Origin of the sequence: Buttiauxella sp. JUb87 (genome assembly GCF_004361975.1) — a bacterium.
Classification (GTDB): Bacteria; Pseudomonadota; Gammaproteobacteria; order Enterobacterales; family Enterobacteriaceae; genus Buttiauxella; species Buttiauxella ferragutiae.
On sequence record NZ_SNVY01000014.1, the window covers coordinates 60564 to 80732 of the forward strand.

Consider the following 20169-nt stretch of genomic DNA (forward strand, 5'->3'; position numbering starts at 1 on the left):
CCCGTCCAATGGTTATATACATCGAATCCCTGAACAACCCGTTTATTATTTAAACAACACTATCCAAGCGTTGCGACTAATAACATCATGGCATCCATTGCCACGGTTGATGCTTAACCGTGATAGTTGATTCTATATCGTATATACCAGAAAAGAAAAACGCCACGACTAAGCGTGGCGTTCCCCGAGTTTTTATGGCTTACGAGCGTTTCATCATATCGAAGAAGTCTTCGTTGGTTTTCGTCATCGCCAGCTTGTTGATGAGGAATTCCATGGCATCAATCTCACCCATTGGGTGGATGATTTTACGCAGGATCCACATTTTCTGCAGTTCTTCCTGGGTAGTCAGCAATTCTTCTTTACGGGTACCAGAACGATTATAGTCGATGGCAGGGAACACACGCTTCTCAGCGATTTTACGCGCCAGATGCAGTTCCATGTTGCCGGTACCTTTAAATTCTTCGTAGATAACTTCATCCATTTTAGAACCGGTATCAACCAAAGCCGTTGCGATGATAGTCAGGCTACCACCCTCTTCCACGTTACGTGCAGCACCGAAGAAGCGTTTTGGACGATGCAGGGCGTTAGCGTCCACACCACCGGTTAACACTTTACCAGATGCCGGTACCACGGTGTTGTAGGCACGAGCCAGACGGGTGATGGAGTCGAGAAGAATAATTACGTCCTTCTTGTGCTCAACCAGACGTTTTGCTTTCTCGATAACCATTTCGGCAACCTGAACGTGGCGTGATGCTGGCTCGTCAAAGGTAGAAGCAATAACTTCGCCTTTCACCAGACGCTGCATCTCGGTCACTTCTTCCGGACGTTCGTCGATCAGCAGAACCATCAGTACACAATCAGGATGGTTATACGCAATGCTGGTAGCGATGTTTTGCAGCAGCATGGTTTTACCGGCTTTCGGCGGTGCCACAATCAGGCCACGCTGGCCGCGACCGATTGGCGATGCCAGATCCAGTACGCGTGCGGTTAAATCTTCGGTAGAACCGTTACCACGTTCCATGCGTAAACGAGAGTTCGCATGCAGCGGGGTTAAGTTTTCGAACAGGATTTTGCTACGCGCATTTTCCGGTTTGTCATAGTTGACTTCGTTTACTTTCAGCAGTGCAAAGTAACGCTCACCTTCTTTCGGCGGGCGAATCTTACCGGAGATGGTATCCCCTGTGCGGAGGTTGAAACGGCGGATTTGGCTGGGAGAAACGTAGATGTCATCAGGACCGGCGAGGTAGGAGCTGTCTGCAGAGCGGAGGAAACCAAATCCGTCCTGCAATATCTCCAGCACACCGTCACCAAAGATATCTTCACCACTCTTAGCATGTTGCTTCAGGATGGAGAAAATAATGTCCTGCTTGCGCATACGGGCTTGGTTTTCCAGCCCCATATTTTCGCCGAGAGTAATCAGCTCAGAAACCGGCGTATTCTTTAATTCGGTAAGATTCATAATGGTGGGTTCTTAAACTCGGGGTAAATCTCGAACATGATCGTGAATGGTATGGCAGGATCATCCATGCCTGTTTAATGGCCACCACCACATGTCTTATCGCTGTCTGGTCATAGGAAAAACGCAGAACTGAAACGACACGACGGAATGGGTGATATGCCCGAAATCGATTTTGCGACCATATGTTCACTGTAAAACAGCGTCTTAGTGAAAGTTAACTGGAAGCATTGGGTAATACAAAGATTCAAACTACAAGACAAGTTCAAAATGCAGTAAAAGTAACTTAGCATGACTGACGCCGGGCGTCCAGCAGCTCACAAAAAATTGCGAACCCGCACGCACCGGCTGAGATTCCATTATGCCAGATTAGCGTCGAGGAACTCTTTTAACTGGCCTTTAGACAGCGCACCAACTTTGGTCGCAGCCACTTCACCATTCTTGAACAGCAACAGAGTTGGGATACCACGGATACCGTATTTCGGTGCGGTGCCCGGGTTCTGATCGATGTTCAGTTTAGCAACGGTCAGATTGCCCTGATATTCATCAGCGATTTCATCAAGAATCGGGGCGATCATCTTGCATGGACCACACCACTCTGCCCAGAAATCAACCAGGATCAACCCATCAGCTTTTAGCACGTCCGTGTCGAAACTGTCGTCAGTCAGGTGAATAATTTTATCGCTCATGTTCTACTCCGCAGGATTATGTCTACCTTGTTGGTGTAGCCTCAACCAACTTGGGGTGACTTTATTTCACCCCGTTTATTTCAACGGATGTGCTTTCGTAAAGCAATAGTAAACTGATATTCTACCACACTATGAGCAAAACACATTTGACCGAACAGAAGTTTTCCGACTTCGCCCTGCACCCTAAGGTGATTGAAGCCCTTGAAAATAAAGGGTTCCATAACTGCACCCCAATTCAGGCACTGGCACTACCGCTGACACTAGCGAATCGTGACGTTGCAGGGCAGGCGCAAACCGGTACTGGCAAAACGATGGCGTTTTTAACGTCAACGTTCCATTATTTACTCTCTCACCCGGTTCCAGAGAATCGCCAGGTGAACCAGCCGCGTGCTTTAATCATGGCACCGACTCGTGAACTGGCAGTACAAATTCACTCTGACGCAGAGCCACTTGCACAATCGACCGGCCTGAAACTCGGCCTGGCTTATGGTGGCGACGGCTACGACAAACAGCTTAAAGTGCTGGAAAGCGGTGTTGATATTCTTATCGGTACCACTGGCCGTTTGATTGATTATGCCAAACAAAACCACATCAACTTAGGTGCAATTCAGGTTGTGGTGCTTGATGAAGCTGACCGTATGTACGATCTCGGCTTTATTAAAGATATTCGTTGGTTGTTCCGCCGCATGCCTCCTGTTACCCAACGCCTGAACATGCTGTTCTCTGCCACCTTATCTTACCGTGTGCGTGAACTGGCGTTCGAACAGATGAACAACGCGGAATACGTGGAAGTTGAACCGGAACAAAAAACCGGTCACCGCATCCAGGAAGAGCTGTTCTACCCTTCTAACGAAGAGAAAATGCGCCTGTTGCAGACGCTAATCGAAGAAGAGTGGCCAGACCGTGCCATTATCTTTGCTAACACCAAACACCGTTGTGAAGATATCTGGGGTCATCTGGCTGCTGATGGGCATCGTGTTGGTCTGTTAACCGGCGATGTGGCTCAGAAAAAACGTCTGCGCATTCTTGATGAATTCACTCGTGGCGATCTCGACATCTTAGTTGCAACCGATGTTGCCGCTCGTGGTTTACACATCCCGCTTGTCACTCATGTTTTCAACTACGATTTACCGGATGACTGCGAAGACTACGTTCACCGTATTGGCCGTACCGGTCGTGCTGGCGAAAGTGGCCATTCCATCAGCCTTGCTTGTGAAGACTATGCGTTAAACCTGTCTGCCATTGAAACCTATATCGGTCACTCAATCCCAGTCAGTAAGTACAAAACTGAAGCACTGTTAAGCGAACTTCCTCCACCGAAGCGTCTGACACGTTCCCGTCCGGGTAACGGTCCTCGCCGTAATGGTGGCGCCTCCCGTGGTAATCGTCGTCGCACAGGTTAAAAATTTATGCTCAGCTCCACCTCGCTGTATGCAGCAATTGATTTAGGCTCAAATAGCTTTCATATGTTGGTTGTACGTGAGGTGGCAGGGAGCATACAAACCCTTGCCAGGATTAAACGGAAAGTACGCCTTGCTGCTGGTTTAAGCAGCGACAATACGCTTTCACGCGAAGCGATGGAGCGCGGGTGGCAATGCCTGCGCTTATTTGCTGAACGTCTACAAGATATCCCTCAGTCACAAATTCGAGTTGTCGCCACCGCGACACTACGCCTGGCTACCAACGCCAATGAATTCATCCAGCAGGCTGAAAAAATCCTCGGTTGTCCGGTGCAAATCATCCACGGCGAAGAAGAAGCACGCCTGATTTATCAGGGTGTTGCCCATACGACGGGCGGTGCCGATCAGCGCTTAGTGGTTGATATCGGCGGTGCCAGCACGGAACTGGTGACAGGCTCGGGGGCGCAAACAACCGCACTCTTTAGCTTATCAATGGGTTGCGTGACCTGGCTTGAACGCTTTTTTAGCGATCGAAATCTGGCAAAAGAAAACTTTGATGCTGCCGAAACCGCTGCAAAAGAGGTTCTCAGGCCGATTTGCGATCGGTTAAAACATCATGGCTGGAAAGTCTGCGTTGGCGCTTCAGGCACCGTACAAGCCTTGCAAGAAATCATGATGGCGCAGGGAATGGACGAACGAATTACGCTTGCAAAGCTTCAGCAGTTAAAGCAGAGAGCCATTCAATGTGGGCGACTCGAAGAGCTGGAAATTGAAGGGCTTACGCTAGAAAGAGCCCTGGTATTTCCAAGCGGTCTCGCCATTTTAATCGCGATATTCGAAGAGTTATCGATCAATTGTATGACGCTGGCTGGCGGTGCGCTGCGTGAAGGTCTGGTGTACGGAATGCTTCATTTGTCCGTTAACCAGGAAATCCGCAGCCGTACCATACGCAATATTCAGCGTCGTTTTATGGTTGATACCGGGCAAGCAGAACGCGTGCAGCAACTGGCACAGGCACTAGCCAACCAGGTAACGGATTCGTGGAATCTGACGCCACTGAGTGTAGAAATGCTCGACAGCGCGGCCCTGCTGCATGAAATTGGCCTGAGCGTCGACTTTAAGCAAGCGCCTCAACACGCCGCCTATCTGGTGAAAAATCTCGATCTTCCGGGTTATACACCAGCCCAGAAAAAACTGCTGGCGACACTGATGTTGAACCAGACAAACCCCGTTGATCTCTCGTCTCTCCACCAGCAAAATGCCGTACCACCGCGTATTGCAGAATATCTTTGCCGCCTGTTACGCCTGGCTATTATTTTCGCCAGTCGCCGTCGCGATGACATTCTGCCGGATATTACGCTGAAGGTGGAAGGCGAAACTTTAATTCTTGAGCTTCCCGAAAAGTGGCTCGAATGCCACCCACTCGGAGCTGAATTACTCGAACAAGAAAGCCTGTGGCAAAGCTATGTCCACTGGTCACTGACTATCAAATAACTCAGCTTTTACGTGCTTTTGCCAGCATTTCACGAATGTTGGCTACATTATTCTGGCCTTTGTGCATCCGTTCTTCAGCTGATACCACTTTACGTTCCGTTTCCCACAGCAAATCATCTTGTGGTAATTCCAGCAAGAAACGGCTGGGTTCAGGGCGAATCAGCTCACCATACTGACGGCGTTCTTTGCAGAGCGTAAAAGTCAGTTCTTTTTGCGCACGAGTAATTCCCACATATGCCAGACGGCGCTCTTCTTCAATGTTATCTTCATCGATACTACTCTGATGCGGCAGCAACCCTTCTTCCATCCCGACTAAAAAGACATACGGGAATTCGAGACCTTTTGAAGCATGAAGCGTCATGAGCTGAACCTGATCGGCTTCTTCATCGCTCTCCCCGCGCTCCATCATATCGCGCAGCGTAAAGCGAGTGACCACCTGAGTTAACGTCATTGGATCATCGATTTCCGACCCCTCAAGCATTTCCGTCATCCAGCTAAACAATGTATTGACGTTTTTCATGCGCATTTCGGCGGCTTTCTGGCTGGGTGAGGTTTCATATAGCCAGCTTTCATAATCAATGCCGTGAATCAAATCGCGCACGGCAGCAATGGGGTCGCGTTCTGACAAAGTCGCCACATCGCGTAACCACTGAGTGAAACGCTGTAACGACTCCAGACCACGCCCACTCAGCGTCTGGCTCAACCCCATGTCGAAGCTGGCGCTAAACAATCCTTTATTGCGCTGCATCGCCCAGGCACCCAGCTTTTGCAGAGTCGCCGGGCCTATTTCACGCTTCGGTGTATTCACTATCCGCATGAATGCACTGTCGTCATCGGGGTTGGTCAGTACACGCAGATAAGCCAGAAGGTCTTTGATTTCCGGTCGCGAGAAGAACGAGGTGCCACCTGAGATGCGATACGGGATGCGGTTCTGCATCAGCATCTTCTCAAACACGCGCGACTGGAAATTTCCGCGATAGAGGATGGCGTAATCTTTGTAATTAGTCTTATTTATGAAGTGATGGGCAATAAGCTCGCCAGTAACGCGTTCAGCCTCATGATCTTCACTGTTTGCCGTCACTACTTTTAATTCGGTGCCATAACCCAGTTCAGAGAAGAGACGTTTTTCAAACACATGTGGATTATTGGCAATCAGAATGTTTGCCGCTTTCAGAATACGCCCGGAAGAACGGTAATTCTGTTCAAGCTTAATCACCTGAAGTGCCGGGAAATCCTGACTTAGCAAGACGAGGTTTTGCGGCCTTGCGCCGCGCCAGGAGTAAATCGACTGGTCGTCATCACCCACCACGGTAAATCTTGCTCGCGCCCCTACCAGCAACTTCACCAGTTCATACTGGCTGGTGTTGGTATCCTGATACTCATCCACCAGCAAATAGCGGATGCGGTTTTGCCAACGCTCACGAACTTCTTCATTGCTCTGTAAAAGCAGTGTTGGAAGCAAAATCAGATCATCAAAATCCAGAACATTGCAGGATTTCAGATGTGTATCGTACAAGCCATAGCAGTGAGCAAAGATTCGGTCACGCTCCCCTTTGGCCTGCGCAGCCGCCTGCGAAGGCGTCATCAGATCGTTTTTCCAGTTTGAGATCGTCGAGATCAACTGCTGCAATAAAGTCTTATCGTCCTCGAGCAAACCTTCGGTTAGCTCTTTGAGCAACGCCGTCTGATCGGTGTCATCAAATAGTGAGAAGTTAGCCTTCATCCCCAGCGCTGCGTACTCGCGTTTAATAATCTCAAGACCTAAGGTATGGAAAGTGGAGATCAGCAAACCACGTGCTTCTTTGCGCCCTAACGTTTGCGCCACACGCTCTTTCATCTCGCGGGCCGCTTTGTTAGTAAACGTGACCGCTGCGATGTGACGTGCCTGATAGCCACATTCGCGAATCAAATGCGCCATTTTATTGGTAATCACACGTGTTTTGCCCGAGCCTGCGCCCGCCAGGACCAGGCAGGGTCCGGTGACAAATTCGACGGCTTGTTGTTGGCCAGGGTTTAAACGCATAAGGTCACTCAGTAAAGTCAGGAAGGTACGAAGGGGAAAAAGAGCGTGGTAGTATAGCGAGCCTAATCCATGCGACTCAAGGCACTATCATGGCAAAAACCGCAGCAGCATTGCATATCCTTGTTAAGGAAGAAAAACTGGCCCAGGAAATTCTGGCGCAGCTTCAGAATGGCGGCGACTTCGAAAAACTGGCTAAAAAGCATTCCACCTGCCCATCAGGCAAAAAAGGCGGTCACTTAGGTGAATTCCGTCAGGGCCAGATGGTTCCTGCGTTCGATAAAGTGGTGTTTTCCTGCCCGCTGCTCGAACCATACGGCCCGCTGCACACGCAGTTTGGTTACCACATCATCAAAGTGTTGTATCGTAATTAACAGCAAGCCCGGTAGCGTAAAGCTTACCGGGCTTGTATCAATTGAATACCCCTATGGATTTCGATTTGCGGCAAGGCGGCAAGTGAATACAGCCCCAGGAACATAGACAATTATGTGACTGGGGTGTACGAACGCTGCCAACACAGCGGCGAATCGAAAGACGACGGGGTATTAACCCGCGACAGCAATACGCTTCATATCTTTCATGTAGCCACGCAGTTTCTTGCCAACGGTTTCGATTTCGTGGTTACGAATCGCTTCGTTAACGTCACGCAGTTGCGCGTTATCAACCGCACCCGCCGGGATTTCTTTGCCCAAATCACCCGCTTGCAGAGTTGTCATGAATTCTTTCAGCAATGGAACCGCAGCGTAAGAGAACAGGTAGTTGCCGTACTCAGCGGTATCAGAGATAACCACGTTCATTTCGTACAAACGCTTACGAGCGATGGTATTCGCAATCAGCGGCAACTCGTGCAGTGATTCGTAGTAAGCAGACTCTTCGATAATGCCCGCATCAACCATGGTTTCGAACGCCAGCTCAACGCCCGCTTTCACCATTGCGATCATCAGAACACCTTTATCGAAGTATTCCTGCTCAGAGATTTTACCGTCAAACTGTGCAGCGGTTTCGAACGCAGTTTTGCCGGTTTCTTCACGCCAGGTCAGCAGATTTTTATCGTCATTTGCCCAGTCAGCCATCATGCCGGAAGAGAATTCGCCGGAGATGATGTCGTCCATGTGTTTCTGGAACAATGGAGCCATGATGGTTTTCAGTTGTTCAGACAGCGCATAAGCACGGACTTTCGCCGGGTTAGACAAGCGGTCCATCATCAGCGTAATGCCACCTTGTTTCAGCGCTTCGGTGATGGTTTCCCAGCCGAACTGAATCAGTTTTTCTGCGTATGCCGGGTCAGTGCCTTCTTCCACCAGCTTGTCGAAGCACAGCAGGGAACCGGCCTGCAGCATGCCGCACAGAATAGTTTGCTCACCCATCAGGTCAGATTTCACTTCTGCTACGAAGGAAGATTCCAGAACGCCTGCACGGTGACCGCCCGTTGCAGCAGCCCAGGCTTTAGCAATTGCCATGCCTTCGCCTTTCGGATCGTTTTCCGGGTGAACCGCAATCAGAGTCGGTACGCCGAAACCACGTTTGTATTCTTCACGAACTTCAGTGCCCGGGCATTTTGGCGCAACCATCACAACGGTGATGTCTTTACGGATTTGCTCGCCCACTTCAACCACGTTGAAACCGTGGGAATAACCCAGCGCAGCACCATCTTTCATCATTGGCTGAACTGCCTTAACAACCGCAGAGTGCTGTTTGTCTGGCGTCAGGTTAACGACCAGGTCGGCTTGCGGGATCAGTTCTTCGTAAGTGCCAACTTTAAAACCGTTTTCGGTCGCTTTACGCCATGAAGCGCGTTTCTCAGCGATAGCTTCAGCACGCAGAGCATAAGCAACATCCAGACCGGAGTCGCGCATGTTCAGACCCTGGTTCAAGCCTTGTGCGCCACAACCGACGATGACGACTTTTTTGCCTTTGAGGTAGCTTGCTTCATCAGCGAATTCTGCACGCGCCATGAAACGACATTTACCCAGTTGCGCCAACTGCTGACGCAGGTTCAAAGTGTTGAAATAATTAGCCATCGTGGTGGTACTCCGTAGTCGTTGTGTTGTGCTTTTATAAGGTTCGCCAGCCGTGTCTTGCTTGCGATAATGAACTCACTATATGACAGGAAATGCGTTGCTTAAATTGATATATTAACAACGTGACGTTGCAATTTATGCAACGTAGAAACAAGGGCTGATGACCATGGATTTACGCGACCTGAAAATATTTATCCACCTTGCTGAAAGTCGCCATTTCGGCAGGAGCGCACGCGCGATGCACGTCAGCCCGTCGACGCTTTCGCGCCAGATCCAGCGCCTCGAAGAGGATTTAGGTCAACCCTTGTTTTTACGCGATAACCGCACCGTTACGCTGACCGAGGCCGGAGAGCAACTGAAACAGTTCGCCCAGCACACGCTGTTGCAGTATCAGCAAATGCGCCACACCATCGGGCAGGAAGGGCCGTCGCTCACCGGCGAGTTACATCTTTTTTGCTCCGTCACCGCCGCCTACAGTCATTTACCGCCAATTCTCGACAGATTCCGTGCTGAGCATCCCAACGTGGAGATCAAACTGACCACCGGCGATGCAGCCGATGCAGTAGAAAAAGTGGATTCTAACGAAGCCGATATCGCTATTGCGGGTAAACCGGAGACATTGCCGCCAGGCGTTGCCTTTTCGATTCTGGATAATTTATCTGTGGCACTTATTGCGCCCGCGCTGCCGTGCCCGGTTCGAGCGCAGGTAAATCAACCGGATCCCGACTGGGCAAAAGTGCCATTTATTTTACCGGATCAAGGCCCGGTACGCCGCCGTATTGAGTTGTGGTTCCGCCGTCAGAAAATCAGCAACCCGTTTATTTACGCGACGGTGGCAGGGCATGAGGCAATGGTTTCAATGGTGGCGCTGGGTTGTGGCGTGGCGCTGATTCCTGAAATCGTGCTGGAAAACAGCCCGGAACCGGTACGAAACCGCGTGCAGGTGCTGGAACGAAACGATGAGACCACACCGTTTGAGTTGGGCGTTTGCGTACAAAAAAAGCGGCTCAATGAGCCGCTTGTGCATGCGTTCTGGAAATTACTGCCCGGAAGCCATTAACCTGCAAGGAAGAAACGGAACGCTGGGTTACTGGTTTCATCGTGGCAGTCGTAGCCCAGTTCATTGAGACGGGTTTCGAAATCTGGCTCATTGTCGCCCAGTTCGAACGCCGCCAGCACGCGGCCATAATCCGTGCCGTGGCTGCGGTAATGGAACAGGGAAATATTCCAGTGCGTGCCGAGCGTTTGCAGGAATTTCAGCAAAGCGCCTGGCGACTCAGGGAATTCGAAACTGTACAGACGCTCTCGCAGGGGTTTCGACGGACGCCCGCCCACCATGTAACGCACGTGCAGTTTCGCCATTTCGTCATCAGACAAATCGACAACGCCGTAACCACCTTCGTTAAGCAATTCGATGATTTCATGCCGCTCTTCGAGGCCACGCGTCAAACGAACGCCAACGAAAATGCAGGCTTCCGCCGAACTGGAATAGCGATAGTTAAACTCGGTAACTGAGCGCCCGCCCAGTACCTGGCAGAATTTCAGGAAGCTGCCTTTCTCTTCAGGAATGGTGACCGCCAACAGCGCTTCACGTTGTTCACCCAGCTCGCAACGCTCGGAAACATAACGCAGGCCGTGGAAGTTAACGTTCGCACCTGATAATACGTGCGCGAGGCGTTCACCACGAATCTGGTGTTGCTGGATGTATTTTTTCATCCCCGCCAGAGCCAGAGCGCCAGACGGTTCAGCAACTGCACGAACATCTTCGAACAAGTCTTTCATCGCAGCGCAGATAGCATCGCTATCCACCGTGATAATGTCGTCGAGGTATTCCTGGCAAAGACGGAACGTTTCATCGCCGATACGCTTAACCGCGACACCTTCAGCAAACAAACCGACACGCGCCAAATCAACCGGCTTGCCCGCATCCAAAGCCGCTTTCAGGCAGGCTGAATCTTCCGCTTCCACGGCGATGACTTTGATTTGTGGCATCAACTGTTTGATCAGCACTGCCACGCCAGCCGCCAGGCCACCGCCGCCAACCGGTACGAATATGCGGTCGATATGGGCGTCTTGTTGCAGGAGTTCGAGCGCCAGCGTGCCCTGCCCGGCGATGACTGCCGGGTGGTCAAACGGAGGAACGTAAGTGAAACCTTGTTGCTGCGAAAGCTCGATAGCACGCGCTTTCGCTTCATCAAAGTTTGCGCCATGCAAAAGCACTTCACCGCCAAACGCCCTGACGGCATCCACTTTGATATCTGCCGTAGTGACTGGCATGACAATCAAAGACTTGATGCCTAAACGCGTTGAGGAAAGCGCAACACCTTGAGCATGGTTACCAGCTGAAGCCGTAATCACGCCGCTGGCTTTTTGCTCACTGTTCAGCCCGGCAATCATTGCGTATGCGCCGCGCAGTTTGAAACTGTGCACGGGTTGCCGATCTTCACGTTTCACCAGAATGACGTTATCCAGCCGTGATGACAGTTTTTCCATCTTCTGCAATGGGGTAACTTGCGCGACTTCGTAAACCGGAGCGCGCAATACAGCTCGCAGATATTCCGCCCCGCAAGGGGCATCAGGTAGCGGTTGCGATTCGGCCATGATTAGCCTCCAAGCTTACTTTTATCGCGCACCGCGCCCTTATCGGCACTGGTGGCAAGCATTGCGTAAGCGCGCAGAGCAAAGGAAACCTGGCGTTCACGCGCACGTGGCGTCCAGGCTTTGTCACCGCGAGCTTCTTGCGCTTCACGACGAGCAGCCATTTCCTGATCGCTCAATTGCAGTTGGATACCACGATTCGGGATATCAATCGCAATCATGTCGCCATCTTCAATCAGCGCAATATTGCCGCCGCTTGCCGCTTCCGGAGAAACGTGGCCAATTGAAAGTCCAGAAGTACCGCCGGAGAAACGACCATCAGTCACCAGCGCACAGGCTTTGCCCAGTCCCATAGATTTCAAGAAGGTTGTTGGGTAGAGCATTTCTTGCATGCCCGGCCCGCCTTTTGGCCCTTCGTAGCGAATAACAACCACGTCGCCTGCGACGACTTTGCCACCAAGAATTGCCTCTACTGCATCATCCTGGCTTTCATAGACTTTCGCTGGTCCTCGGAACACCAGGCTTTCATCGTCAACACCCGCTGTTTTCACGATACAGCCGTTTTCAGCGAAGTTACCGTACAGCACCGCCAAACCACCTTCCTGGCTGTAGGCATTTTCTTTGGAACGGATACAACCGTTTTGGCGGTCAACGTCCAGAGAATCCCAGCGGCAGGACTGCGAGAAAGCTTTTGTGGTACGAATGCCTGCCGGACCTGCGGAGAACATGCTCTTCACGCTTTCGTCTTTGGTCAGCATGACATCGTACTGTTCCAGCGTTTGCGTCAGGGTTAGCCCCAGAACGTTTTTCACATTGCGATGCAGTAAGCCACCGCGATCCAGCTCGCCCAAAATACCGATTACGCCACCCGCACGGTGCACATCTTCCATATGGTATTTCTGGGTACTTGGTGCGACTTTACACAGCTGTGGCACTTTACGTGACAGCTGGTCGATATCGGTCATGGTGAAATCGAGTTCTGCTTCCTGAGCTGCTGCCAGTAAGTGCAGAACTGTATTCGTTGAGCCGCCCATTGCGACATCTAGCGTCATGGCGTTCTCAAACGCTTCTTTGCTGGCGATGCTACGTGGCAATGCACTTTCGTCATCCTGCTCGTAATAACGCTTGGTCAGGGCAACGATGCGTTTACCGGCATTGAGGAACAACTCTTTACGGTCTGAGTGCGTTGCCAGCAGAGAACCGTTACCCGGCTGAGACAGGCCCAGCGCTTCGGTCAGGCAGTTCATCGAGTTTGCCGTGAACATACCAGAACAGGAACCGCAAGTTGGGCAAGCAGAGCGTTCAACCTGCTCGCTTTGCTCGTCGCTCACTTTCGGGTCAGCGCCCTGAATCATCGCATCAACCAGGTCGAGCTTGATGATTTGGTCAGACAGTTTGGTTTTCCCGGCTTCCATCGGGCCGCCGGAAACAAAAATAACCGGAATGTTCAGGCGCAAAGAGGCCATCAACATCCCTGGGGTGATTTTGTCGCAGTTGGAGATACAAACCATCGCGTCAGCGCAGTGCGCGTTCACCATGTATTCCACGGAGTCAGCGATAAGCTCGCGTGACGGCAGAGAATAAAGCATGCCGCCGTGGCCCATGGCGATGCCATCATCAACGGCGATGGTGTTGAATTCTTTAGCCACGCCGCCGGAAGCTTCGATTTGTTCGGCAACCAGCTTGCCCAAATCGCGCAGGTGGACGTGGCCCGGCACGAACTGAGTAAAGGAGTTCACTACCGCAATAATTGGCTTGCCGAAATCGTCATCGGTCATCCCGGTTGCGCGCCACAAAGCGCGGGCACCCGCCATATTACGGCCGTGGGTGGTGGTGGCTGAACGGTACTTAGGCATGCTTATTTACTCCAGTCTGTCTGTCGAGCGGACGGTAATCGCCATCCGCCTGGTTATATTTTTACTTAGGGTTGACCTGATCTAACCAGCCCCATTTATCTTCAGTTTCACCGGTGAATAGGCCAAAGAATGCCTGTTGAATGCGTTTGGTGACCGGGCCACAACGGCCTTCACCCACTTGAATGCGGTCGACACTTCGCACTGGAGTGATTTCTGCGGCAGTGCCCGACATGAACACTTCGTCTGCCAGATACAGGGATTCGCGAGACAGCACTTGCTCACGCACTTCGATACCTAGGTCTTTCGCCAGTGTAATGATGGCGTCACGGGTAATGCCTGGCAGCGCGGAAGAGGTAAACGGAGGGGTAAACAGAATGCCATCTTTCACTTCAAAGAGGTTTTCACCCGCGCCTTCTGACAGGTAGCCGTTCACGTCCAGCGCGATGCCTTCCTGATAACCGTGACGACGTGCCTCACTGCCAACCAGCAAGGAAGAAAGGTAGTTACCGCCCGCTTTCGCCGCCGTTGGAATGGTATTTGGTGCCACACGGTTCCAGGAGGAAACCATCGCGTCGATCCCTTGTTCCAGCGCTTCTGCGCCGAGGTATGCACCCCATGGGAAGGCTGCGATGATCACATCAGTGGTATAGCCGTCTGGCGGGTTCACGCCCATACCGACATCACCAACAAACACTAAAGGGCGGATATACGCGCTGGTCAGGTTGTTTTTACGGATAACTGAACGGCAAGCTTCCATCAGCTCATCAACACTTTGTGATACAGGGAAACGATAGATTTTTGCTGAATCACGCAAACGCTGCATGTGTTCACGATGGCGGAACACCACTGGGCCAATGTGAGATTCATAGCAACGGATACCTTCAAATACCGATGTGCCGTAATGCAGCGCATGGGACATTACATGGACCTTTGCCTCGCCCCACGGCGTCATCTCACCATTGAACCAAATGTAATCAGCTTTCTTCGTTGTCATTGTTCTCTTCCTTCTGCGCTCAGGCGCGGATTTGTTGTGTTGTTTGTTGCTGGATTTCGACGCGACCAACGTCAACCAGTTTGCTTAATTGACTAAACAGTAATTCGACTGGGCGCAGGCTGGCAACGGTCAATTCAATATTAATGTCGTCGGTGTTCCCCACCGTGACCATGTTCATAGAACACACCTGAAAACCACGATGACGCACCACGCGTAACACGCGCTCCAGCGTTTCTGGACGAAAACGGGCCGTTACTGCGAGCTGATGTTGCATCATGATAATTTCTCCAGCATTTGTGAGTTACTGGCACCTGGTGGCACCAACGGCCAGACGTTTTCGTACTCATCAATTGAGACGTGAAGCATGTACGGGCCATCGCTGTTCAACATCGTTTCGATGGCAGCTTCTACCTGGTCTTTACGAGTGATGTGTTGGCCTGGGATACCAAAGGCGCTGGCCAGCATGAGGAAATCAGGGTTATCGGAGAGGTTGGTTTCGCTGTAACGTTCTGAGAAAAACATTTGCTGCCACTGGCGAACCATTCCTAAACGTTGGTTATCCAGCAAAACGATTTTCAACGGCAACTGTTTTCGTTTTACCGTGCCCAGTTCCTGAACGTTCATCATGAATGAGCCGTCACCCGAGATACAGATAACCGTATCGTTCGGGCGGGCAACCTGCGCACCAACCGCTGCCGGCAAACCAAAACCCATCGTCCCCAAACCGCTAGACGTGATGAAGTTTTCAGGGCGAGTGAATGACATATGTTGAGCCGTCCACATTTGATGCTGGCCCACATCAGTGGTTACCACGCACTCCTGCGGCTTGCGATCGGAGATCTGTTTCAGCAATAACGGAGCAAAAATGGCCTCACCGGGGTGATCATATCGCCACGGGTTTTCGGCACGTAAGTTGGCCACTTCTTGCTGCCAGTCCGCGATATTCAGCGGCTGTTGCAGTGCCTGTAATAACTGGACTAAATCCCCCTGCAACCCAACGTGCGCCTGGCGCAATTTGCTTAACTCTGCCGGGTCGATATCCATGTGAATTACTTTCGCGTGCGGAGCAAAGGTATTCAGTTTGCCTGTAACACGGTCGTCAAAACGCGCGCCGACGGCAATCAGCAAGTCGCACTCTTGCACCGCAAGGTTCGCCGCTTTGGTGCCATGCATGCCTAACATGCCGGTGTAAAACGGATGGTCCGCCGGAACCGCACCCAGACCTTTCAGCGTGACGGTAGAAGGCATATTGGTAGCCGCAATAAATTCACGCAGCGCGGGAACGGCCTGTGCCATGCCGACCCCACCACCGACATACAACATCGGCTTGTGGGCATTCGCTATCATTTCACGAGCTTGTTGCAGTTCGGCATGCGGCATTTCGAAATCATCTTCAACAGTCGATAACCACGGCTCCAGATCACCTTGCGCTAACTGAATGTCCTTAGGGATATCCACCAACACAGGGCCTGGGCGACCGGAGTTTGCTATCTCGAAAGCTTCGGCAAGAACGCGAGGTAAATCGTCAAAAGATTCAACGAGGAAACTGTGTTTGGTGCATGCGAGGGACAATCCTAAAACATCCACTTCCTGGAACGCATCAGTGCCGATGAACGGAGCGGCAACCTGGCCTGTGATCGCGACGACTGGAACGGAGTCTAACAGCGCATCGGCAAGGCCAGTTATCAGGTTGGTTGCGCCAGGTCCGGAAGTGGCGATGCAAACCCCTGTTTTTCCTGTAGAACGTGCGTAACCAATGGCTGCCATTGCTGCGCCTTGTTCATGGCGACAGAGTAAATGTTCGACCCCACCGTCATACAACGCATCGTAGACTGGCATTATTGCACCACCTGGATAGCCGAAAACTGTCTCTACCCCCTGCGCTCGCAACGCATGTACCACCCACTGCGCACCATTCATAGTTAGTTCCCCGTCTCATTATCGGAGAAACAGCATTTTATTCTGTAACGCATCATCTGTTTCTCTCCGAATTTCTTTGCCCAACAAAAAACCCCCGGACCTTTCGGTGCGGGGGTTCTTTTCGATTCAGGCTTGATTTTTAAGCCTTTCTTTCTCCAAGTGCAGCCCCGCACGGTGGGATAATAATCACCACCACGCTAATCACGACCAGGCTAATCACTTGTAGAAGGGCTTTCATGTTTGTTTATTCTGTCTACTTGTTCGAAGTAATGTCTACAGAGTTATCACAGGGTCTGGAGGAAGCACAAGATTTTTTTATGATACATATCGTGCTTTAAAAATCAGGATGAAGAAAAACTTTTTGTTTTCAGCAGATAACGAGATAGTGAAAATATTTCATCCAGAATAAATTCGTATCTCCTTTCGCGAAGTAACCATCAGAAATTAAATCTTTTGCGAGATACATCGCAGAATAATTTCCAAAAAAGAAATCCCAGCCGAAAGCCTGGAAGACATCCCGAAGAACCTCGTTTCAGCTCTTTAGACAAAATTCGCAAACTGACAGGATGAAGTTCACTTAGAGGAACTAACTATGTCATTGGCAGTTGTGAATACAAGAGCTGCTTTAGGTATCGCGGCGCCACAAGTAACCGTAGAGGTCCATATCAGCCAGGGATTGCCTGGCTTAACTCTAGTGGGTTTACCGGAAACTACGGTCCGTGAAGCGCGTGACCGGGTGCGGAGTGCCATCATCAATAGCGGCTATACCTTTCCGGCCCGTAAAATCACAATCAATCTTGCGCCAGCGGATCTTCCTAAAGATGGTGGCAGGTATGACTTACCTATCGCTCTGGCGCTGCTGGCAGCGTCTGAGCAACTCTCTATCGATAAGTTGGATCAATATGAGTTCGTAGGTGAGCTGGCGCTTACTGGTGCGCTACGTGGCGTGCCAGGGGCTATTTCATCCGCAATGGAGGCTTTAAAATCAGGGAAGAAGATTATTGTTGCTGATGAGAATGCCGCAGAACTTAGTTTGATTGAGCAACCCGGCTGCCTTATTGCAAAGCATCTCACTGAAGTTTGCGCATTTCTGGAAGGTAAAGGCGAACTCTCAGCACCAGATAAACTACAACAGCAGTACGTTGAATCCCAGCATGACCTCAATGAAATCTTTGGCCAAGCTCAAGGTAAGCGGGCGCTTGAGATCACCGCTGCTGGTGGACATAACCTACTGCTGATTGGGCCCCCTGGCACGGGTAAAACAATGCTGGTCAGTCGCCTGAATACCATACTTCCACCATTAAGCGACAGCGAAGCCCTGGAGAGTGCAGCCATTATTAGCCTGGTCAATCCACATGCGTTACAGCAAAAGTGGCGCCAGCGTCCGTTCAGAGCGCCTCATCATAGTGCTTCATTGGCTGCGATGGTTGGTGGAGGCTCGATACCCAGACCCGGCGAGATTTCACTGGCACACAACGGTGTGCTGTTTCTCGATGAACTTCCGGAATTTGAACGACGTGTGCTCGATGCATTACGTGAGCCAATAGAATCAGGTGAGATTCACATCTCTCGCACTCGCGCCAAAATTAGTTATCCCGCCCATTTCCAACTACTGGCGGCCATGAATCCCAGCCCGACGGGTCATTATCAAGGCAAACATAATCGCTGCACACCCGAGCAAACGCTGCGCTACCTCAGCCGACTTTCAGGGCCATTTCTCGACCGCTTTGATTTATCAGTCGAGATCCCTCTCCCGCCACCCGGCATGTTAAGTAATCCTGCATTAAGCAGTGAAAGTAGTGCGGATGTAAGAGCTCGGGTCATTTCTACGCAGCAACGGCAATTTGATCGTCAGAAAAAGCTCAATGCAAGGCTCGATAACCATGAGATTCGTAAACATTGTGCCATTGAACATAATGATGCCGTATGGCTGGAAGAAACTCTGATTAAGCTGGGTTTGTCGGTACGTGCATGGCACCGCTTATTGAAGGTCGCTCGAACGATTGCTGATATTGAGGAGTGTGAACAAATAACGAGGGAACATATTTTGGAAGCCCTAAGCTATCGCGCAATTGACCGTTTACTGATTCACTTACAGAAGCTTATAGGATAAAAAAATGGGGCTTTAGCCCCATTTTTATTAGTCATCGCTGTCGGTGTAATCTTCGACCGCATCCGCCTGTGGCTTGCCACCAGAGAGAGTATGGAAACGCTTAGGACGCTTGATTCGCGTCATATATTTGCTCCACACACGCTCAGCTTCTGTCACTGGCTCACGTTCACCACGGCATACCGCAACAAATAGAACTTCTTCTTCAGTACCAGGTTCACGCTTGCCAAGATCCAGCTCATTGAACGCGTAACCATGACGTTCTAACAGCTGGGCTTCTTTGATGGTGAAATCACCATGGCGAGCGAACCCACGCGGATAATGTTTATTGTCGAAAAACCGATTAGTCGTCGTAAAGCTTTCCGCCATCCTGCACGCTCCTAATTCTCTTGGTCTAGCTATTTATGGCGCGGAGTATTAGTTACGCTTGACAGAGCGTCAAACAAAACATTTAAATCATAACGACAAATTTTTTTTGGGAGTGGGTCGTGGATACTGAATTACTAAAAACGTTCCTCGAAGTGAGCAGAACGCGGCATTTTGGGCGAGCAGCGGAAGCTCTTTATCTAACGCAATCAGCTGTCAGCTTTAGAATTCGCCAATTAGAGAATCAGCTTGGTGTAAATCTTTTTACTCGCCATCGTAATAATATTCGTCTTACCACGGCGGGTGAACGTTTGCTGCCTTATGCAGAAAATCTCATGAGTATTTGGCTTGCTGCCAAAAAAGAGGTTTCCCACACCTCTCAGCACAATGAGCTCACGATTGGTGCTAGTGCATCGCTTTGGGAATGTATGCTCTCAGAATGGCTAGTGGCGCTCTATCAAGAGCATAAAGACATGCAATTTGAAGCTCGTATTTCCCAACGACAATCGTTGGTTAAACAGTTACATGAACGACAACTTGACCTACTGATCACAACAGAATCACCAAAAATGGACGAGTTTTCCAGCCAATTATTGGGACATTTCAACCTGGCACTATTTTCCGCTTCTGCACAAAACTCTACTGCAGGATTAACATATTTACGCCTGGAATGGGGGCCTGACTTCCAACAGCACGAAACGGGGCTCATCAGTAATGATGATATTCCAGTACTGACGACCAGTTCAGCTCAAATAGCTTATAAGCTATTACCACAGCTCAATGGATGTTCATTTTTACCTGTGGAATGGGCTAAAACTCGCGAAGGGATTTACCAGTTATCCGATACAATTACGCTCTCGCGGCCACTGTATGCGATTTGGTTACAAAATAGCGATAAGCAAAGCATAATCAAAGAGTTATTAAAGACACCACTCACAGCGCAGTAATGCGCTTTTGTAGTTTTGGGGAAGAATTTTGAGGAATTTTAGACAAAAAAAATCCTTTGCCGAAGCAAAGGATCATTATATGGCAGGGGCGGAGAGACTCGAACTCGCGACACCCGGTTTTGGAGACCGGTGCTCTACCAACTGAGCTACGCCCCTAAAGAACGCTTATTATTAAGCCCGCTAATTTAGCAGGCATAATATTTTTAATAAGTGGCGGAACGGACGGGACTCGAACCCGCGACCCCCTGCGTGACAGGCAGGTATTCTAACCGACTGAACTACCGCTCCACCGAATTTC

General features: G+C 50.6%; 17 protein-coding genes and 2 tRNA genes. 6 read left to right on the forward strand and 13 right to left on the reverse strand.

Annotated features, from left to right (window positions below):
• Window positions 1–199 precede the first annotated feature (199 nt).
• Both rho and trxA read right to left on the reverse strand, forming a co-directional pair.
• The gene (gene rho, locus EC843_RS23565; protein WP_034492237.1) at window positions 200–1459 is read right to left on the reverse strand and encodes a transcription termination factor Rho; all 1260 of its coding nucleotides are present in this window, start codon (window positions 1457–1459) and stop codon (window positions 200–202) included.
• Window positions 1460–1815: 356 nt separating this feature from the next.
• Window positions 1816–2145, reverse strand: a complete 330-nt coding sequence (gene trxA, locus EC843_RS23570; RefSeq protein ID WP_034461718.1) for a thioredoxin TrxA — start codon at window positions 2143–2145, stop codon at window positions 1816–1818.
• 131 nt (window positions 2146–2276) lie between these two features.
• On the opposite strand from trxA, the gene rhlB reads away from it, so the two are divergent.
• Complete coding sequence (gene rhlB / locus EC843_RS23575) at window positions 2277–3548, forward strand: ATP-dependent RNA helicase RhlB (protein ID WP_064541580.1); 1272 nt, start codon at window positions 2277–2279, stop codon at window positions 3546–3548.
• A gap of 6 nt (window positions 3549–3554) precedes the next feature.
• Window positions 3555–5039, forward strand: coding sequence for a guanosine-5'-triphosphate,3'-diphosphate diphosphatase (gene gppA, locus EC843_RS23580; protein ID WP_133523149.1), 1485 nt, complete (start codon window positions 3555–3557; stop codon window positions 5037–5039).
• Between the two features lies 1 nt (window position 5040).
• Here the strand turns inward: gppA and rep are convergent, their stop codons facing one another.
• Window positions 5041–7062 carry a DNA helicase Rep gene (rep, locus tag EC843_RS23585; protein ID WP_064541587.1) on the reverse strand — a complete coding sequence of 674 codons (2022 nt, stop codon included), beginning with the start codon at window positions 7060–7062 and terminating at the stop codon, window positions 5041–5043.
• A gap of 89 nt (window positions 7063–7151) precedes the next feature.
• Between rep and ppiC the strand changes: the two genes are divergently transcribed.
• Window positions 7152–7433 (forward strand): peptidylprolyl isomerase PpiC, encoded by a 282-nt coding sequence (gene ppiC, locus EC843_RS23590; RefSeq protein ID WP_064541590.1) that lies wholly within the window; start codon window positions 7152–7154, stop codon window positions 7431–7433.
• 171 nt (window positions 7434–7604) lie between these two features.
• Here the strand turns inward: ppiC and ilvC are convergent, their stop codons facing one another.
• On the reverse strand, window positions 7605–9080 hold the full coding sequence (ilvC, locus tag EC843_RS23595; RefSeq protein ID WP_064541606.1) for a ketol-acid reductoisomerase: 1476 nt from the start codon (window positions 9078–9080) through the stop codon (window positions 7605–7607).
• Between the two features lie 166 nt (window positions 9081–9246).
• On the opposite strand from ilvC, the gene ilvY reads away from it, so the two are divergent.
• Window positions 9247–10140 (forward strand): HTH-type transcriptional activator IlvY, encoded by an 894-nt coding sequence (gene ilvY / locus EC843_RS23600; protein ID WP_064541609.1) that lies wholly within the window; start codon window positions 9247–9249, stop codon window positions 10138–10140.
• On the opposite strand, the gene ilvA is transcribed toward ilvY, so the two are convergent.
• The 6 genes from ilvA to ilvL all read right to left on the reverse strand — a co-directional run bounded on the left by ilvA (window position 10137) and on the right by ilvL (window position 16686).
• Window positions 10137–11681, reverse strand: coding sequence for a threonine ammonia-lyase, biosynthetic (gene ilvA / locus EC843_RS23605; protein ID WP_064541612.1), 1545 nt, complete (start codon window positions 11679–11681; stop codon window positions 10137–10139). The two genes, ilvY and ilvA, sit on opposite strands and share 4 nt — an antisense overlap.
• 2 nt (window positions 11682–11683) lie before the next feature.
• A complete protein-coding gene (gene ilvD / locus EC843_RS23610; protein WP_133523150.1) occupies window positions 11684–13534 on the reverse strand; it encodes a dihydroxy-acid dehydratase in 1851 nt (616 codons plus the stop codon).
• Between the two features lie 61 nt (window positions 13535–13595).
• Entirely contained in the window at window positions 13596–14528 is a 933-nt protein-coding gene (locus EC843_RS23615) for a branched-chain amino acid transaminase (RefSeq protein ID WP_064541618.1), read from the reverse strand.
• Between the two features lie 19 nt (window positions 14529–14547).
• A complete protein-coding gene (gene ilvM / locus EC843_RS23620; RefSeq protein ID WP_064515142.1) occupies window positions 14548–14805 on the reverse strand; it encodes an acetolactate synthase 2 small subunit in 258 nt (85 codons plus the stop codon).
• Window positions 14802–16448, reverse strand: a complete 1647-nt coding sequence (ilvG, locus tag EC843_RS23625; protein WP_121814590.1) for an acetolactate synthase 2 catalytic subunit — start codon at window positions 16446–16448, stop codon at window positions 14802–14804. The genes ilvM and ilvG overlap by 4 nt, the downstream gene beginning before the upstream one ends.
• A 139-nt stretch (window positions 16449–16587) precedes the next feature.
• Window positions 16588–16686, reverse strand: a complete 99-nt coding sequence (gene ilvL, locus EC843_RS23630; RefSeq protein WP_072009493.1) for an ilv operon leader peptide — start codon at window positions 16684–16686, stop codon at window positions 16588–16590.
• 354 nt (window positions 16687–17040) lie between these two features.
• Between ilvL and EC843_RS23635 the strand changes: the two genes are divergently transcribed.
• On the forward strand, window positions 17041–18561 hold the full coding sequence (locus tag EC843_RS23635; RefSeq protein WP_133523151.1) for a YifB family Mg chelatase-like AAA ATPase: 1521 nt from the start codon (window positions 17041–17043) through the stop codon (window positions 18559–18561).
• Window positions 18562–18588: 27 nt separating this feature from the next.
• Here EC843_RS23635 and EC843_RS23640 read toward each other — a convergent pair whose 3' ends face one another.
• Entirely contained in the window at window positions 18589–18927 is a 339-nt protein-coding gene (locus EC843_RS23640) for a DUF413 domain-containing protein (RefSeq protein WP_064541626.1), read from the reverse strand.
• 119 nt (window positions 18928–19046) lie between these two features.
• Here EC843_RS23640 and hdfR point away from each other — a divergent pair, with 119 nt between their 5' ends.
• Window positions 19047–19871, forward strand: a complete 825-nt coding sequence (gene hdfR, locus EC843_RS23645) for an HTH-type transcriptional regulator HdfR (protein WP_121814593.1) — start codon at window positions 19047–19049, stop codon at window positions 19869–19871.
• A gap of 80 nt (window positions 19872–19951) precedes the next feature.
• On the opposite strand, the gene EC843_RS23650 is transcribed toward hdfR, so the two are convergent.
• A tRNA-Trp gene (locus EC843_RS23650) sits at window positions 19952–20027 on the reverse strand.
• A gap of 55 nt (window positions 20028–20082) precedes the next feature.
• Window positions 20083–20159: transfer RNA gene (locus tag EC843_RS23655), tRNA-Asp, on the reverse strand.
• Window positions 20160–20169 lie beyond the last annotated feature (10 nt).